We start from the raw sequence: 14,248 nt of genomic DNA on the forward strand, positions 1-14,248 counted from the left end.
ACGGTGGGTCAACGGTGGAGAAAAACATATGGATCCGACACTCAGAAAAGTGATGAAGAAAAATCAGGCCCCGGTTGTTTCGCGGTTAACTTCTGCTTAACGCGCGGACAGCTCGATCTCGATACATAGCGAGTTGATGACGCTTCCAAGCGCTTGAAAGACTTTTTGCCGAGCTTCGCGACCTGCTTCGCGCGCTTTTCTGCGCCTGCAGTTCGAGCCCACGCTCCGCCGCGAGCAGCTGTAGCTGCCTGTCCGTTACGCGGGCGGCACGTTGATAGACAGCGGCCAAATCGTATTCTGTCGAAGGGTCTTCAGCCCTCTTGTAGAGATACGAAACCGCCGCGGCGCATCGCTGCGATCTCTGTGTGCTCGCTCAACGCCTCGCCAAGAAGCCTGATGCATCGCGTGATGCGGTCATCGCTGCCGAGCGGCCGAAGCCCCGGCGCGAGCGTCTCGATGAACGCCGCGTGCTCTTCTTTCCAGCAGAATTCTTCCATGATGCGATCTCCCTGTTTCATACAAAGGATATGGTCCCGGTTTCCCGGGACCATCTGATTCAGAACGGAATCTCGTCTTCCATTTCGAAACTCCCGGGCGCTTCGTCATGCGCCGGTGCGCCAGACTGCTGCGGTGCCTCACCGCCGGTACCTTTGCTGTCGAGCATCGTCAGGACGGCGTTGAAGCCCTGAAGCACGACTTCCGTCGCGTAGCGTTCCTGGCCCGACTGGTCGGTCCATTTGCGGGTCTGCAGCGAGCCTTCGAGATAGACCTTCGAGCCCTTCTTGACGTACTGCTCGATGACCTTGCAGAGGCCTTCGTTGAAGACGACGACGCGGTGCCACTCGGTCTTTTCGCGGCGTTCGCCGCTCGTCTTGTCGCGCCAGCTTTCCGACGTCGCGAGACGCAGATTGGCGATCGGGCGACCGTCCTGCGTGCGGCGGATTTCCGGGTCCGCGCCCAGATTGCCGACCAGAATTACCTTGTTAACACTGCCTGACATTTCGCATTCCTTTTCTATTTGAGAGCGGTGGCTTCAATTTCATTCAGCCGCCGCCGCACGCCCTGCGTTTCCGAACGGATCTTCCAGATCCGGGCGGTTTTCGTTCGCCGCCTGTTCGGCGCCGCCGTCGACCTCCCTGGCACGGGCTTTGTAGTCTTCAAGCCTCGGCTTCAGCTTGAGCTGCTGCTCTTTCGTCAGCGTCCCCCAATATTCCTGAAGCGCCTGGATACCCCTCTCGGCTTCATCCCCGGCATGTCGCGTGAGCCTCTCCAGCTCCGGATCGCGTTGAACGTCTCCGAGCCACGCCGCGACCTTGCGGCCGGTTTCCTCGTCGATGGGCGCCGCAGCGTCGAAAGCGTGGCGCAGCGATCCTGGACATTTTGCGAGGTCAGGCAAACCGCCGTCGTGAAGCATCGCGGAGACGGTCATTTCGAAAAGGAAATGGGGCTGCTGGATCGGTGCCCAGCACTTGAAGACGATGCTTTCCTTGCCGTTCAGGACAACGCGTTCGTATTCCGGCTTCGCACGGAGACAGACAACGATATGCATGGGCGAATCGAGGAGGGCGTTGATGAACTTCTTGTGCCGCTTCTTCGGCTCGAGCCATTTCAGCTCGCCCGACAATGCGCGGCCACCGCTTGTCTTCTGACCATCCGCGAACTCCAGCATGCCGCCATCGCCGTCCCACTCGAACGATGCTTGGTCGATGACCAGGACATCGAATCCGGCATCCTCGGCCGCTCTGATTTTCTCGATGTAGCGATCGGGCGTGAAGGGAGCGCGGAGATGTGAGACATGGAAGTCATACTCGTCGGCATACATCCCGCTGCGCCCGGACTCGGTGTCGATGAACCCGATCTTCCCCTCGGGGCCGACCAGGCCGCGGGCGAAGCGGAGGGCGGAAAGGCTCTTGCCGTATCCACTCGGACCCGAGAATGAGACGATCAGGTGTGTGGACTGCCGCGTAGCTTTCTCGAACGTCATATCGAACTCCCTTAGTATGCCGCCGTGGCGGCTTCGTGTTTCCTCTGCGCTCTGCTTGCCTCTGCTTCGAGCGCATAGCCGCCCCACTGCTCGGCCATGGCCGCGGCGATGCCGGGGAAGGTTCGGCTGCGCTCTTTCCAGCGATCCGGTCCGGGTGCCGCACGATGGATATGGGACCAAGCGCGGTGGGTCGCTGTGCCGGGTGCCGGCGGCGTCAGTTTTCTGGTCGGCTTGAGCTTCGGGAGGCCGCGGAGATAGAGGCCGGTTCCCTTGAAGGCGGGATCGCCAAACCACCAGGGCTGGACTGTCTGCGCGGCCGGCTGGAAATTCTCGATCCGCTCTTTCGCATGCCGATGCATGACCGGATTTTCGACCGCTACACGCTCGATGGGCGCGTTCCAGCATGCTGAGAACAGTGCCGCGCCTTCGGCAAGCTCATCCCACATTTCCTCAACAGTTCGCCCCGGCGGCGGAACGGAAAGCCAGCGCACGCCCGAGTTACAGAGCCTCGTACAGGGCGGGTGAAGGACGGCCAAAAGGTCCCAGCCGTCGTCGAGATAATCACGGACATCGCCGACGATGTGGCGATTGCTCATGTCTTCGCTGGGGAGGATGTCGACAGACCAGACATCATGTCCGAGCGCGGCGAAGGCGCGGCGGACCCGACCGCTTGTTTCGCAGCCGATCAGAACCTTCATGTGTCTCTCCATGCGCTGGAATCCGCTTGTAGACACGCTCCCATCTCGCGGCCGGACCGAGGATCCGGCTATATGTCTCCGCGACGCGGTCGGGTGCGTGAGTCAAAAGACACTCACGCACCTCGCCCGCGATCCCCCTTTTCCTCATGGCCAGCGTCAGGCCGGTCTCGCGACTCGTGAGGAAGAAGGCCCCTGCCTCGAACTCGCCAAGCCATGTGGGGGTGTTGATGAGGACCGTCATCGTCAATCGGCCGCGTGAAGCGTGCTGTCGACGTCGCGCTGCGCCCATGCGGGGAGCGTGAGTATGAAAGCCGTGTCCCGGTCAGGCGTGGCGTCCTGTCGATAGCCGTGCCAGTCGTCGCGCTCGACACAATCAGCGAATTGCCTCACCGCCTGTCGATTGAGGGCGCGACCGGCGGCGATCGCGTCTTCGTCGAACGCGGCGACGCTACAGAGAAACGGTGCGCTCTTGTCCTGGACAACAAACCAGAAGTGTTTCGGCCGCGTGCCGATCACGGCTTCGCAGGCATCGAGATACCATGCCGCTTGCATGTGATAGCCAAGCCCATACGCCTTGCGAGAGAAGTCGGCCGGGTTGGCTGTCGTGCTCGTTTTCAAGTCAGCGATGAACGAGAAGCTCACTGGCGTCCAGTCGGGACGGGCCTTTAGCCAAACTCCGGTTTCCTTGTCACGCCAAACGAGCGAGAGCTCGCTGTGACCTTCTCCCGCGAACGCCTTCCCGGCGATGGGATGTGCCAGAATCGCCGCGCGCATCGTACGAATTTCCGCCGCCGTTCTGGCCAGCAGCGGGATTTTGCCGGCGGCGCGCGCTTCGTCGCGCTGTGTCTGGGCTTCCTTCTTGCGCCAGTCGTCGGCGTCGATCACGTCGACGGCGGCTGCGAATTTCTCCGTTTCGAGATAGAGAAGATGGACGGCCTGTCCGATATCGAAGTGTGCCTTCTCCTCGCGCTGGTGGTCCGGATTCAGATAGCAGCCGTGCCAAAGCTTGGCAGGACATTCGTTGACCAGCGTCCGGGCCATTGAGCTCGACAGTGACGGCTCTGGCGTGAGCTGCGAGTGATAGTCCGCAGCATCCAGGCCGGCATAGACGCCGGGCTCAGACACAGTTTTCATCCCTGACGTTTCGATGATCTTCTGCATTTCTGAACTCCCATTTCGTTTTCGCCGGGGGACTAGGGTCCGCTCGAACGCGCTCGCTCACGAGCGCGCGTTCGTAGTGGACCGTCGCACCCGAACTCATGTCTGCTCTGGAAGCGTGTTTCCCCAAGCTGGTACTTCCCGCCGGAGCCGGGCGATATCCAGCGCGGTCGATCCTGCTGCTGCGGAGGGTCACTTCAAATCCGGGGAGGTCGGGAGGTCGGCTATCGTGCTTCACGACTGTCAAGAGCGCGATGTCGGGATGCAATCCGGAGCTCACGGCGTGTGTGCTATGTCCCGTCGACCGGATCAGGAAGAACGATGCTCCCTGCTGCTATGTGTCAGCTTGCGGTCGAGTGCGACGGGCGGGTGCTTGTCGTCGTGCATAGGAAAGAGCTGGTCCGGAAAGTCTCAAATCGCCTGGGGGCGCTCGGCATAGAGCGGGGCGTCGCAGCGGCCGGATATTGAGCGCGGCCGACCGGCGGGCCGGCGACTGGAAGCGGGAGGATGTCGCGCTCGCCGTAGGCCGCTCTACGTTGCTAAGAAGCATCGCAAGACCAAAGCGGGCATACGATGAAAACCAATCGATAGGAAGTGGATGGATCACGATCTCACGGCGTTGAGAATTGCTGTGCCAGTCCGTTAACCGTCATGTTCTCCGCAATGGCGTCATAGCGGGACCAACACGTAAGTCCATCAACTCCCCGAGACGGGGGCGACCTCCGGAAACAATCGCGTCAAGCCACCTTGCGTTTGCTGCTCTTTTTCAGCGCCGGTATGACGTGTCTGGCGAACGAACGCATGCTTTCGGCTGCCTCCTCGTAGCTCATGCCGCCGAAAAGGAAGCAGGGATTGATGTCGAATTCGCCCAGAAGCGATTTGCGATATTCGAACTTCTCGACGATTTCCTTGGGCGTCCCCCAGGCCGTGACATCAAGATAGGTTTTGGCCATTCCCTCCTTGCCGAGTGCGCGAATGGCGTCGACGGCCTGAGCGTAGGACTCGTAGCCCTTGGCGTCTTTAAAATGCTCGCCGGCCAGTTCATAGTGATCGAGTACCGAAAGCAGATAGTTGGTCACATATTTCTGTCCCAGCTCCTTGGCGCGAGCCGGATCGGTGTCGCAATAGGTGAAGTCGCATATCATGATCGGCGGTGCGTCGTTGCCGTGCTGCGTCTTATACGCAGCCTTGTATTCCTTGACGGCCTCGGCCTGAGCCTCCCATGGCTTTTGAGCGAAGATCACCATCCGCGCGCCTGCCCTCGCACACTGAAGAACGGATTCCGGCGACATGGCGACCTGATAGATGCGCCCCTTGAAGGAGCCGCGCGGATTGGGACGGATTTCGATCCGCTTCTGCGGATAAAAGGGGCCGCTCCCTTCGATGAAACCTGTCTCGAGAGCGTCGATGATCATCGGGCTTGCTTCATCGAAGCGTTGGCGCGCTTCGTCCATGTTCACGCCCATGCCGGCATATTCCTTGCGCGCCAGGCCGCGCCCCATCCCGAAGAGTGTTCGGCCTTGGCAAAGGTGATCCAGCAGGACAACCTTTTCCGCGATCCGAACGGGCACATTCCAGGGAAGGATGACGGCGCCGGTTCCCAGCTTGATACGTTTGGTGCGCGCCGCCATGTAGCTCAGGAACTGGGTGTTGTCGGGACAAAACGAATAGTCCTCGAAATGATGCTCGACGGGCCACAATGCGTCGAAGCCGAGTTCTTCCGCTAAAAGCCCCAAGCGGATTTCCTCGTCATAGACCTGGCCGTCGGTTACGCCGGAGTTGGCCCTGTCGAAATTCTGAAACACCATCTGAACGCCGAATTGCATCGGAGTGTCTCCCTCTTGTTATGATTTCTATTTTTGGTATTAGCGGCCTCTATAGTTCGGCTTGCGCTTCTCCATGAATGCCTTGGGCCCCTCGCGCGCATCCTCGGTCTTGAACACGGGCGCTGCGAAACGCGACTCCATACCCATCGCCTCGTTCTCAGGGCGTCCCAGGCATTCGCGGGCGGATTTGCGAATCGCCTGAACGGCGATTGGCCCATTCGCGGCGATCTTCTCCGCGAGTTCGAATGCCGCGTCGAGCACCTGCTTCTGGGGAACGACGCGATTCAGGAATCCCAGATCGTAGGCTTCCTGTGCGCTGATCAGATCGCCGGTGAGCAGCAGTTCCATCGCCCTTGCATAAGGTATCTGGCGCGGAAGGCGCACCGTTGAGCCGCCGCCTGGAAAAATCGCCCATTTGACTTCCTGCACACCGAGCTTCGCGGTATCCGCGGCGATACGCATGTCAGTTCCTTGCGCCAGCTCCATTCCGCCCGCGACGGCAAAGCCGTTGATCGCGGCGATGACCGGCTTAGTCACATCGAATGTGCGCAACAAGCCCTTGGCCAGGATATTCGGGTCATCCAGAATTTTCCGGTCCCATTCGTTTTGCGGTTTGCGTGCGCCATTTATGAGCGGGATGAGTTGACCGAGATCCGCGCCGGAGCAAAACGCCTTGTCTCCGGCGCCGGTGACGATAGCGACGCGGATATTCACATCGTCGCGCACATCTTCCCAATGACCGGCAAGCCTGACCAGCATTTCCGGACTGAACGAGTTGCGCGCTTCCGGACGGTTGAGTGTGACCAGGGCGATGTGGCCTCTTTTTTCGAGCAAGGCCGGTTCGGCCGTCATGTTCGTGCCTCCTCCAAATAACACATATGTGTTGTTTATCGCATAGATATGAATTTATCTTGACTCGGGGTTAATCGGCTAGCGAATATTCATGATTAGGAATTTCAAGATTAAAAAGTCGCGGCCTCGAAGCCAGATGCGACATGGGGAGAGCCAATGATCAAGAAGCCCATATCCGCGGACTCGCACATCACCGAACCTCCGCATTGCTATGTTGACTACATTGATCCCAAATTCCGCGATCGCGCGCCGCGCATCAAGCGGATCGACAAGGTCGGCGACGCTTTCATCGTCGATGGCATGGGGTCTCCGGTTCCAATGGGGCTGGTGGCCGCCGCCGGCAAGGACCCGGCGGAGATCACGACAGAGGGCGTCGCTTTCGAAGATCTATGGAAGAGCGGCTGGAACGCCAAGTTCCGCGTCGCGGACCAGGAGAAGGACGGCGTTGCGGCCGAATTCATCTATCCAACGGTCGGAATGGTGATCTGCAACCATCCCGACTTCGACTACAAGAAAGCCTGCTTCGACGCTTATAATCGTTGGCTGCAGGAATACTGCGCGGAGGCGCCTGACCGTCTTTACGGTCTTGCGCAGGTTTCCATGCGGTCGCCGGAAGATGGCGTTGCGGAGATCAGGCATGCGAAGGAGATGGGCTTCAAGGGCGTGATGATGCCCGGAAACCCCGCCGTCGAGGACTATGATTCGGCTGTATACGACAAGGTCTGGGCGACCGCTGTCGAGTGCGGCATGCCGCTCTCGTTCCACATCCTGACCGGCAAATCGGACAGTCTTTCGGGTCAGGTCCGGGGACCGCGTATCAACGGCTTCCTGTCGATCATTCGCGGCTGCCAGGACGTGATGGGTACCTTCATATTCGGCGGCGTCTTCGATCGCTTCCCCAACCTCAAGCTTGTCTGCGTCGAGGCCGATGCGGGCTGGGTTCCGCACTACATGTATCGCATGGACCATGCCTACAAGCGTCATCGCTACTGGATGAAGGCGCCGCCGCTCAAGCGCATGCCGAGCGAATATTTCAGCGACAACATCTATGTGACGTTCCAGGACGACTGGGTTGCCTTCAGAATGAAGGATATGTGCAACGTTCGCCGCCTGATGTGGGCAAACGACTTCCCGCATTCGGATTCGACCTGGCCCTGGTCGCAAGCGATGCTCGAAGAGCACACGAAAGATCTGAGTGTGCAGGAACGCAACTGGATATGCCACGACAACGTCGCGGAACTCTACAAGCTTGCCGTTTGACGCTCCGTATACGGACGTGCTGGCTTGATGATTTGCGATTCATAGAAAGAGCGTTTTCATGGACTACGACCTGAAGATCGTGGGCGGATTCATCGTGGACGGCACCGGCTCTCCGGGTTATGCCGGAGACGTCGGTATTATCGACGGCAAAATTGTGGCCATGGGACACGCCCCCGCCGGTGCGAGGACGACTATCGATGCCCGGGGGCAGGTGGTTGCTCCCGGCATCGTCGACATCCATACGCATTACGATGCGCAACTTCTTTGGGACAGGAAGCTGTCGATCTCGCCGTGGCACGGTGTGACGACGGTCGTGGTGGGCAATTGCGGCTTCGGCATCGCACCGACGCGCAAGGAGCACCGCAGCCTTATTCTGCGGACGCTCGAGAATGTCGAGGGCATGAGCGTCAAGGCGCTTGAGGCCGGTCTCGGCGACGATTGGGGGTTCGAGACGTTTCCCGAATATCTCGATGTCGTGGAAAAGAAGGGTACGTTGATCAACGTGGCCGTTCTTCTGGGGCATACGCCGCTGCGCCTTTATGCCCTCGGACCTGAATCCACCGAACGGGCGGCGCGGCCGGACGAGGTCAGGCGCATGAAGGGCATCATGCGTGAAGGACTGGAGGCAGGCGCGCTCGGCTATGCGACTTCGAAATCGCCGACGCATGTAGGCTATGAGGGGCGGCCGGTTCCAAGCCGGCTGGCGGAGTTCAGCGAGATACGGGAGATCGCGTCGGCGCTGGGCGAGGCGGGCGAAGGCGTGATACAGGCCACCGTCGGCAAGGAGTTGTCGTTCGACGAATTCGCGGAATTGAACCGCGTTTCCGGCCGCCATGTCAGTTGGACGGCGTTGCTGGGCGGTGGCGGTGTGCTGAATGTCGGCTCGGCAGCCGAGCAGTTGGCGCGCTCAAACGAACTTCAATCGGCTGGTTACGCAGTATTTCCGCAGGTCACCTGCAGGCCGCTCAATTTTGAATTTCGATTCGAACAGCCGTTTCTGTTCCAGAGCATGCCGGTCTTCGCGCCGGTGAACAAAGCCGACCGCGCGGAAAAACTGAGGCTTTACGCCGACAACTCTTTCCGGTCGGGATTCCGGGACGCGATGCGTGGCCCGATGCTCAATGCATGGGACAAAGCGGTCATCGCTCATTGTCCGGATCGGCCGGAGTTCGGGGAACGGCTGGTGAGCGACGTAGCCGCAGAACTAGGATGCAACTCGATCGATCTTGCGCTGGATCTTTCGATTCAAAGCGATCTGCAAGCGCGGTTCCGTCTGCCTGTCGCGAACGCGGACGAAGATGAGGTGGCAACGTTGCTGCGCGATTCCTGCACGGTGCTTGGCCTCTCGGACGCAGGCGCGCATGCGAGCCAACTCTGCGATGCGTGTTTTTCCACCCATCTTCTCGGGAGATGGGTCCGTGAAAAGCACGTCTTGACGCTGGAGGAGGCGGTGCGGATGCTGACATCGCGGCCCGCCGAGGTGTTCGGCATCAAGGATCGCGGTCGCCTTGCTGTGGGAATGCCCGCCGATGTCCTGATCTTCGACGCCGAAACGGTTGGCGCAAGTTCCCTTCGCAGAGTCTACGACCTGCCTGCTGGCGAAGACCGGCTGATTTCCGATGCTTCGGGCATTTCGGCCGTCGTCGTCAACGGGACATTGGTCCGGCGCAATGGCGTCGACGTGTTGGGCGCCGAAGGTCGTTTGCCAGGCCGCCTGTTGCGACATGGCGCGGCGGCCTGAGGAGGGCGTGCAAAAATGAGTCTTGAGGAACTTGCTATCGTTCGTCAGCTGCTTACGGGCCTTGTGACCGAGGAGGCTCGTTCTCTTGAGGATTTTCGTACCTCGTATGACGAGGCCGGAAAAGCATTCGGTCTTCCCGAAGGCGTGACAGTCACGCCGGTTTCCGCCGGCGGGGTTCCCGGCGAATGGCTGGCACCGGCTGCCGGCGCCGGCAAGCGGGTTTTGCTCTATCTGCATGGAGGGGGCTATGCGCTTGGTTCTCTCGACTCGCATCGCCATCTTGCGGCGCATATAGCTCTTGCCCTGAATGGCCGGGTTCTGCTGATCGACTACAGACGGTCGCCAGAGCATCCATTTCCGGCTGCGGTCGATGATGCACTTGCTTCTTATCGCTGGTTAATCGAGACGGGTGTCGATCCGGCGAAGCTCGCCGTGGCAGGAGATTCGGCTGGCGGCGGTCTGACGGTCGCCACGCTTCTTGCGGCGCGCGATGCCGGTCTCAGACTTCCGGCCGCAGCCGTTTGTATTTCGCCTTGGGCCAATCTTGAAAATAAAGGCGCATCTTACGGCGCGAAGGCGAATGTGGACCCGATGGTGCGCCATGCCGATCTTGAGCTATGGACGGCGGCCTATCTGGGTACTTCAACCCCGCGCAGGATGCCTCTAGCATCGCCAGTATACGCCGATCTCAAGGGATTGCCGCCATTCCTGATTCAGGTCGGCAGTTCGGAGGTTTTGCTCTCGGATAGCCATTTACTGGCCGATAGATTGAAAGAAGTCGGCGTATCCGCCGATCTCCATGTCTGGCCGAACATGATTCATGTCTGGCACTGGTTTGCGCCGGTCTTGAGCGAAGGCCGGGCGGCGATCGACGAGATGGCCAGCTTCCTGAATACAAAGCTCGGATGATTACGGCGCTATATCATCGTCGCCTTCGAGCTGGTCCACGTCGCCGAGGGTCTCCTTAGGGCTTTGACCGTTTTGTGAAATGTGCTCGGCGATGGCGTTTTTCAATAACTCTGCGAATGTTTGTTTGCGACTGCGAAAATACTCTTTGGGAGCGGCTATTCCGATGGCGACCGGACGTCCGGACGGACCCGTCGGAATGGGCATCGCCAGCATGGTGGCCCCCGGAGTCACGAGATCGCTGTAAAGCGCGAAGCCGCGTTTTCTGATTCTTTGCAGTTCGTCTTCGATCTCCTGCGTCGATGCCCGCCGCTCCGGCATGGCGGCAAGGGCGTCCTGAATCAAACGTCTCGCTTCGAGCAAGGGAAGTTCGCTGAGCAGAACGCGGCCAATCGTCGAAAAAGCGAGCATTCGCCTGGTGCTTGGCTTGACATGAAAGCGGATGGGCGACGTGCCTTGAATCACCTTTACATATTGAGCATGGTTTCCCAGACGCGCAGCAAGGATGATCGTGCACCCCGTATCGGCCGAAAGCCGTCTCATAAGGCGCTGAACATTCCGGATCGGTAACGCCTCGGCCTCCACCCAGTTTCCCAGCAGAGATATCCGGATGCTCGGAAAAAAAGTCCTGCCCCGGTCGTCGTGCTCCAGATAACCGAGGCTGACAAGGCTCTTCAAAAGAGCTGCGGTGCTGGAATGAGGATAACTCAGCGCCTGCGCCACGTCTTGAATCGTCACCGGGCGTCTGACTTCGTCGAAATACTCGAAAATCTCCAGAACGCGGGTCGCGGATTTTACCGTTGCCGCCGAGGGTAGTTCGGATTTGAGGATGTTAGTGTTCATGCGACAACTCTGATTTCATATGGTCTCTTGCCGCGCCCTCGTTTTTTCATTTGTTTCCTCAAAGAGAGAGCGCGAGGCGCGTGCCGTCCTCAATCGCCCTGACCGCATCAAGTTGCTGCGGCTTGTCGACGCCGCCGATTGCATGAACGGGTTTGCCTAGGGACCGTGCGAACGACAACGCGTCGTCCGCCGATTCCTGTCCGGCACAGACGACAATCGTGTCGACTTTCAACGTCTGCGGTTTGCCGCCTGCTTCGATGTGGAGCCCGGCGTCGTCGATTTTCAGATAGGTTACATCGCCGGTCATCGTAACGCCGCGGAACATCACCTCCAGGAAGTTTGCCCATCCCCGCGTCTTGCTCAGGCCAGCGCCGAAACTGTCGCGCGCCTTGCGTTGGAGAAGATGAACCTTGCGGACAGACGGCCATTGATGATTGGCGGCCAGCAATGCGCCCGGTTGCGTATAACTCAAATCAATTCCCCACTCGGAGGAAAATCTCTCGATATCGGGCTGTGACGGATCGTGCGCGCCATGCGGGTGCGAGAGGAGCGCCGCCACGTCGAAGCCGATGCCGCCGGCACCGATAATGGCAACCTCGGCGCCGACGTGTGCGGGATTTGTGATTGCCTCTACATAGGTCAGGACCGACGGGTGATCCGCACCCGGAATGTCGAGACGGCGTGGGCGAACGCCGGTTGCGACGACGATTTCGTCAAATCCTCCGCTCTCCAGATCGGCGGGCGAAGCCGGCCGACCGTAACGAACCTCGACGCCCAGTTCGTCGAGCCGGTTCCTGAAATAGCGGATGGTCTCGGCATAGTCCTCCTTGCCGGGAATCCGTCGCGCCAGATTGAACTGACCGCCGATTTCGATGTCGGCTTCGAATAGCGCCACCTTGTGGCCGCGTTTGGCTGCGGTCACAGCGCAGGCAAGACCCGCCGGGCCGCCGCCAAGGACCGCGATGTGCTTTCCTCTGGCTGCTGGCACGATCTTGAATTCAACTTCCCGGCATGCCGCAGGATTGACCATGCAGGTTGTCAGCCGTCCGGTGAAGGCATTGTCGAGGCAGGCCTGATTGCAGCCGATGCAAGTATTGATGTTCGACGATGCGCCTGATGCCGTCTTCGCGACAAAATCGGGATCGGCCAATAGCGGACGCGCGAGCGAAACCATGTCGGCCTGTCCGTCCGCAATCAGTTGCTCCGCTTGCTCGGGCGTATTGATCCGGTTGGAAGCGACCACAGGTATCGCGACTTCCGCCTTGAGCCGCTTGATCGCCCAGGTGAAAGCTCCGCGTGGCACCATATGAGCGATCGTCGGCACACGCGATTCATGCCAGCCTATGCCGGTGTTGAGGATGTTCGCTCCGGCCCCCTCGACATCTTTTGCAAGGGCGGCGACGTCCGGCCAGGAATTTCCCCCCTCGACGAGATCGAGGACGGATATCCGGTAGACGACAATGAAGTCCAGGCCGCAATGCTTGCGGACATGCCTCACGACCTCAACCGGCAAGCGTCGCCGGTTCTCAGCCGAACCGCCCCAGTCGTCTGTGCGCTGATTTGTACGCGCCGCAGTGAACTGATTGAGAAAATAGCCCTCCGAACCCATGATTTCAACGCCGTCGTATCCGGCTTCGCGGGCGAGCGCCGCGGCGGTGCCGAAATCCTCGATAGTCTGAAGGATTTCCTCATCGCTCAGGGCGCGGGGCGTAAGCGGGTTGATGCGGGATCTGACTGCGGAGGGCGCCACCAGTTCTGCGTGCCGGCCGTAGCGGCCAGCATGCAGGAGCTGGAGAGCGATCTTTCCGCCTTCGTCGTGGACGGCGTGCGTAATCACACGATGACCCTCAACGAGGTCTTCAGTCATGACCGACGCGCGCTCCGCGAGCCTTCCCGCCCTGTTCGGCGAAATGCCGCCGGTGACAAGAATTCCGGCGCCGCCTCTGGCCCGTGTTGCGAAGAACCTGGCCTGCCGCTCGAAGCCGTCCGGCATCTCTTCGAGGCCGGTGTGCATCGATCCCATCAACACGCGATTTCTGAGTGTCGTAAACCCCAGATCGAGCGGCTCAAGCAGATGAGCAAAGTGGTTTGATATCTTTTTCACTTTGACCAATTTCCGTCCGTCAGGACTTGTATGTCGCCCTGGCCTGAGACAGGACGACGTTGCCGTTTTGGGTTTCGGCCTGCACGATAGCGATGCCGTCGCCCGCTTTCCACATTTTCGTTATTATGGTGTCGCCGAAATGGACCTGAGCGGCAAAGCGCCCGCTGAGAGATTTGAAGCGGGCGGGATCGTTGCCGCAAAGCTCGCTCAGGACCGCGCGGCCGACGAAGCCATATGTGCAAAGCCCGTGAACAAAGGGCTTTTCAAAGCCGCCCAACTTGGCGAAATCCGGATCGATGTGGATCGGATTGCGGTCACCCGAGAGGCGGTAGATCGCCCCTTGCTCGGGGCGCGTCACGTCCTCGACGACGGCGTCAGGCGTCAGGGCCGGCGGTGCCGAGTCGACGCCTGACGGCCCGCGCTCTCCGCCGAATCCGCCGGCACCGCGCACAAATAGCGTCGCATGAGTTTTGAAGAGTGGTCCTCTTTCGTCGGAACCTGTGCTCTCAACCCCGATGACGGCCGCTTTGCCTTTGTCCCAAACCTCGGAAACGCGTCCCGTTATCTTGATCTTGGCCGATGAGGGCAAGGGACGCAGCAACTCGACGGATTGCTCGCCATGCAGCAGCATTTCCAACTTCATCTCGACGCCACTCATCAGCCCGGCGAGCCCTCGCCCGCCGGGGATGACGGCGTAAGTCGGCAAAACTTTCGGTCCCCGGCCTTCGTAAATGAAATCAAGCCCGTCGGCGGGACGAGCGCCGACGCCAAGTGCATAGAGTATCGTGTCCTTGTCAGACCACTCCACATCGACGGCCGGAAACGTCATGCCGACCAGATCCTTTGAAATCGTCTTTTTTCCGCTCATTGTCCCGA

The 14,248-nt window shown here is 59.9% G+C and carries 14 protein-coding genes; 4 read left to right on the top strand and 10 right to left on the bottom strand.

Annotated elements, in window-relative coordinates:
- Window positions 1-311 precede the first annotated feature (311 nt).
- The 5 genes from Q7V31_RS11005 to Q7V31_RS11025 form a co-directional block, all read right to left on the bottom strand.
- Complete coding sequence (locus tag Q7V31_RS11005; RefSeq protein WP_304734228.1) at window positions 312-497, bottom strand: hypothetical protein; 186 nt, start codon at window positions 495-497, stop codon at window positions 312-314.
- A gap of 59 nt (window positions 498-556) precedes the next feature.
- Window positions 557-1,000, bottom strand: coding sequence for a single-stranded DNA-binding protein (locus Q7V31_RS11010; RefSeq protein ID WP_304734229.1), 444 nt, complete (start codon window positions 998-1,000; stop codon window positions 557-559).
- A 39-nt stretch (window positions 1,001-1,039) separates the two neighbouring features.
- Complete coding sequence (locus Q7V31_RS11015; protein ID WP_304734230.1) at window positions 1,040-1,984, bottom strand: AAA family ATPase; 945 nt, start codon at window positions 1,982-1,984, stop codon at window positions 1,040-1,042.
- A gap of 11 nt (window positions 1,985-1,995) precedes the next feature.
- On the bottom strand, window positions 1,996-2,694 hold the full coding sequence (locus Q7V31_RS11020; RefSeq protein WP_370690652.1) for a hypothetical protein: 699 nt from the start codon (window positions 2,692-2,694) through the stop codon (window positions 1,996-1,998).
- Between the two features lie 231 nt (window positions 2,695-2,925).
- The gene (locus tag Q7V31_RS11025) at window positions 2,926-3,843 is read right to left on the bottom strand and encodes a PD-(D/E)XK nuclease-like domain-containing protein (RefSeq protein WP_304734233.1); all 918 of its coding nucleotides are present in this window, start codon (window positions 3,841-3,843) and stop codon (window positions 2,926-2,928) included.
- A 264-nt stretch (window positions 3,844-4,107) separates the two neighbouring features.
- Between Q7V31_RS11025 and Q7V31_RS17360 the strand changes: the two genes are divergently transcribed.
- On the top strand, window positions 4,108-4,308 hold the full coding sequence (locus Q7V31_RS17360; protein ID WP_370690656.1) for a DEAD/DEAH box helicase family protein: 201 nt from the start codon (window positions 4,108-4,110) through the stop codon (window positions 4,306-4,308).
- 269 nt (window positions 4,309-4,577) lie between these two features.
- Here Q7V31_RS17360 and Q7V31_RS11030 read toward each other — a convergent pair whose 3' ends face one another.
- Window positions 4,578-5,666 (bottom strand): LLM class flavin-dependent oxidoreductase, encoded by a 1,089-nt coding sequence (locus tag Q7V31_RS11030; RefSeq protein ID WP_304734234.1) that lies wholly within the window; start codon window positions 5,664-5,666, stop codon window positions 4,578-4,580.
- A gap of 39 nt (window positions 5,667-5,705) precedes the next feature.
- On the bottom strand, window positions 5,706-6,518 hold the full coding sequence (locus tag Q7V31_RS11035) for an enoyl-CoA hydratase-related protein (RefSeq protein WP_304734235.1): 813 nt from the start codon (window positions 6,516-6,518) through the stop codon (window positions 5,706-5,708).
- A gap of 156 nt (window positions 6,519-6,674) precedes the next feature.
- On the opposite strand from Q7V31_RS11035, the gene Q7V31_RS11040 reads away from it, so the two are divergent.
- From Q7V31_RS11040 to Q7V31_RS11050, 3 genes are read left to right on the top strand one after another with little or no spacing between them, the layout of a single operon-like run.
- Entirely contained in the window at window positions 6,675-7,778 is a 1,104-nt protein-coding gene (locus tag Q7V31_RS11040; RefSeq protein WP_304734237.1) for an amidohydrolase family protein, read from the top strand.
- Window positions 7,779-7,836: 58 nt separating this feature from the next.
- Entirely contained in the window at window positions 7,837-9,519 is a 1,683-nt protein-coding gene (locus Q7V31_RS11045) for an amidohydrolase family protein (protein ID WP_304734239.1), read from the top strand.
- Window positions 9,520-9,534: 15 nt separating this feature from the next.
- The gene (locus Q7V31_RS11050) at window positions 9,535-10,428 is read left to right on the top strand and encodes an alpha/beta hydrolase (protein ID WP_304734243.1); all 894 of its coding nucleotides are present in this window, start codon (window positions 9,535-9,537) and stop codon (window positions 10,426-10,428) included.
- Here the strand turns inward: Q7V31_RS11050 and Q7V31_RS11055 are convergent, their stop codons facing one another.
- Genes Q7V31_RS11055 through Q7V31_RS11065 form a run of 3 tightly spaced genes read right to left on the bottom strand, consistent with a single transcriptional unit; the run spans window position 10,429 to window position 14,240 of the window.
- Window positions 10,429-11,268, bottom strand: coding sequence for an IclR family transcriptional regulator (locus Q7V31_RS11055; protein ID WP_304734245.1), 840 nt, complete (start codon window positions 11,266-11,268; stop codon window positions 10,429-10,431).
- A 58-nt stretch (window positions 11,269-11,326) separates the two neighbouring features.
- Complete coding sequence (locus tag Q7V31_RS11060) at window positions 11,327-13,372, bottom strand: NADPH-dependent 2,4-dienoyl-CoA reductase (protein WP_304734247.1); 2,046 nt, start codon at window positions 13,370-13,372, stop codon at window positions 11,327-11,329.
- Window positions 13,373-13,391: 19 nt separating this feature from the next.
- Entirely contained in the window at window positions 13,392-14,240 is an 849-nt protein-coding gene (locus Q7V31_RS11065) for a MaoC/PaaZ C-terminal domain-containing protein (protein ID WP_304734248.1), read from the bottom strand.
- Between the last annotated feature and the right edge of the window lie 8 nt (window positions 14,241-14,248).

The sequence above is a fragment of the Parvibaculum sp. genome (assembly GCF_030651915.1).
Lineage (GTDB): Bacteria > Pseudomonadota > Alphaproteobacteria > Parvibaculales > Parvibaculaceae > Parvibaculum.

What these genes read in the sequence shown, in the direction of transcription:
- Q7V31_RS11005 (WP_304734228.1), bottom strand. Translation starts at nt 497, where the DNA reads ATGGAAGAATTCTGCTGGAAAGAAGAGCACGCGGCGTTCATCGAGACG.
- Q7V31_RS11010 (WP_304734229.1), bottom strand. Translation starts at nt 1,000, where the DNA reads ATGTCAGGCAGTGTTAACAAGGTAATTCTGGTCGGCAATCTGGGCGCG.
- Q7V31_RS11015 (WP_304734230.1), bottom strand. Translation starts at nt 1,984, where the DNA reads ATGACGTTCGAGAAAGCTACGCGGCAGTCCACACACCTGATCGTCTCA.
- Q7V31_RS11020 (WP_370690652.1), bottom strand. Translation starts at nt 2,694, where the DNA reads ATGGAGAGACACATGAAGGTTCTGATCGGCTGCGAAACAAGCGGTCGG.
- Q7V31_RS11025 (WP_304734233.1), bottom strand. Translation starts at nt 3,843, where the DNA reads ATGCAGAAGATCATCGAAACGTCAGGGATGAAAACTGTGTCTGAGCCC.
- Q7V31_RS11030 (WP_304734234.1), bottom strand. Translation starts at nt 5,666, where the DNA reads ATGCAATTCGGCGTTCAGATGGTGTTTCAGAATTTCGACAGGGCCAAC.
- Q7V31_RS11035 (WP_304734235.1), bottom strand. Translation starts at nt 6,518, where the DNA reads ATGACGGCCGAACCGGCCTTGCTCGAAAAAAGAGGCCACATCGCCCTG.
- Q7V31_RS11040 (WP_304734237.1), top strand. Translation starts at nt 6,675, where the DNA reads ATGATCAAGAAGCCCATATCCGCGGACTCGCACATCACCGAACCTCCG.
- Q7V31_RS11045 (WP_304734239.1), top strand. Translation starts at nt 7,837, where the DNA reads ATGGACTACGACCTGAAGATCGTGGGCGGATTCATCGTGGACGGCACC.
- Q7V31_RS11050 (WP_304734243.1), top strand. Translation starts at nt 9,535, where the DNA reads ATGAGTCTTGAGGAACTTGCTATCGTTCGTCAGCTGCTTACGGGCCTT.
- Q7V31_RS11055 (WP_304734245.1), bottom strand. Translation starts at nt 11,268, where the DNA reads ATGAACACTAACATCCTCAAATCCGAACTACCCTCGGCGGCAACGGTA.
- Q7V31_RS11065 (WP_304734248.1), bottom strand. Translation starts at nt 14,240, where the DNA reads ATGAGCGGAAAAAAGACGATTTCAAAGGATCTGGTCGGCATGACGTTT.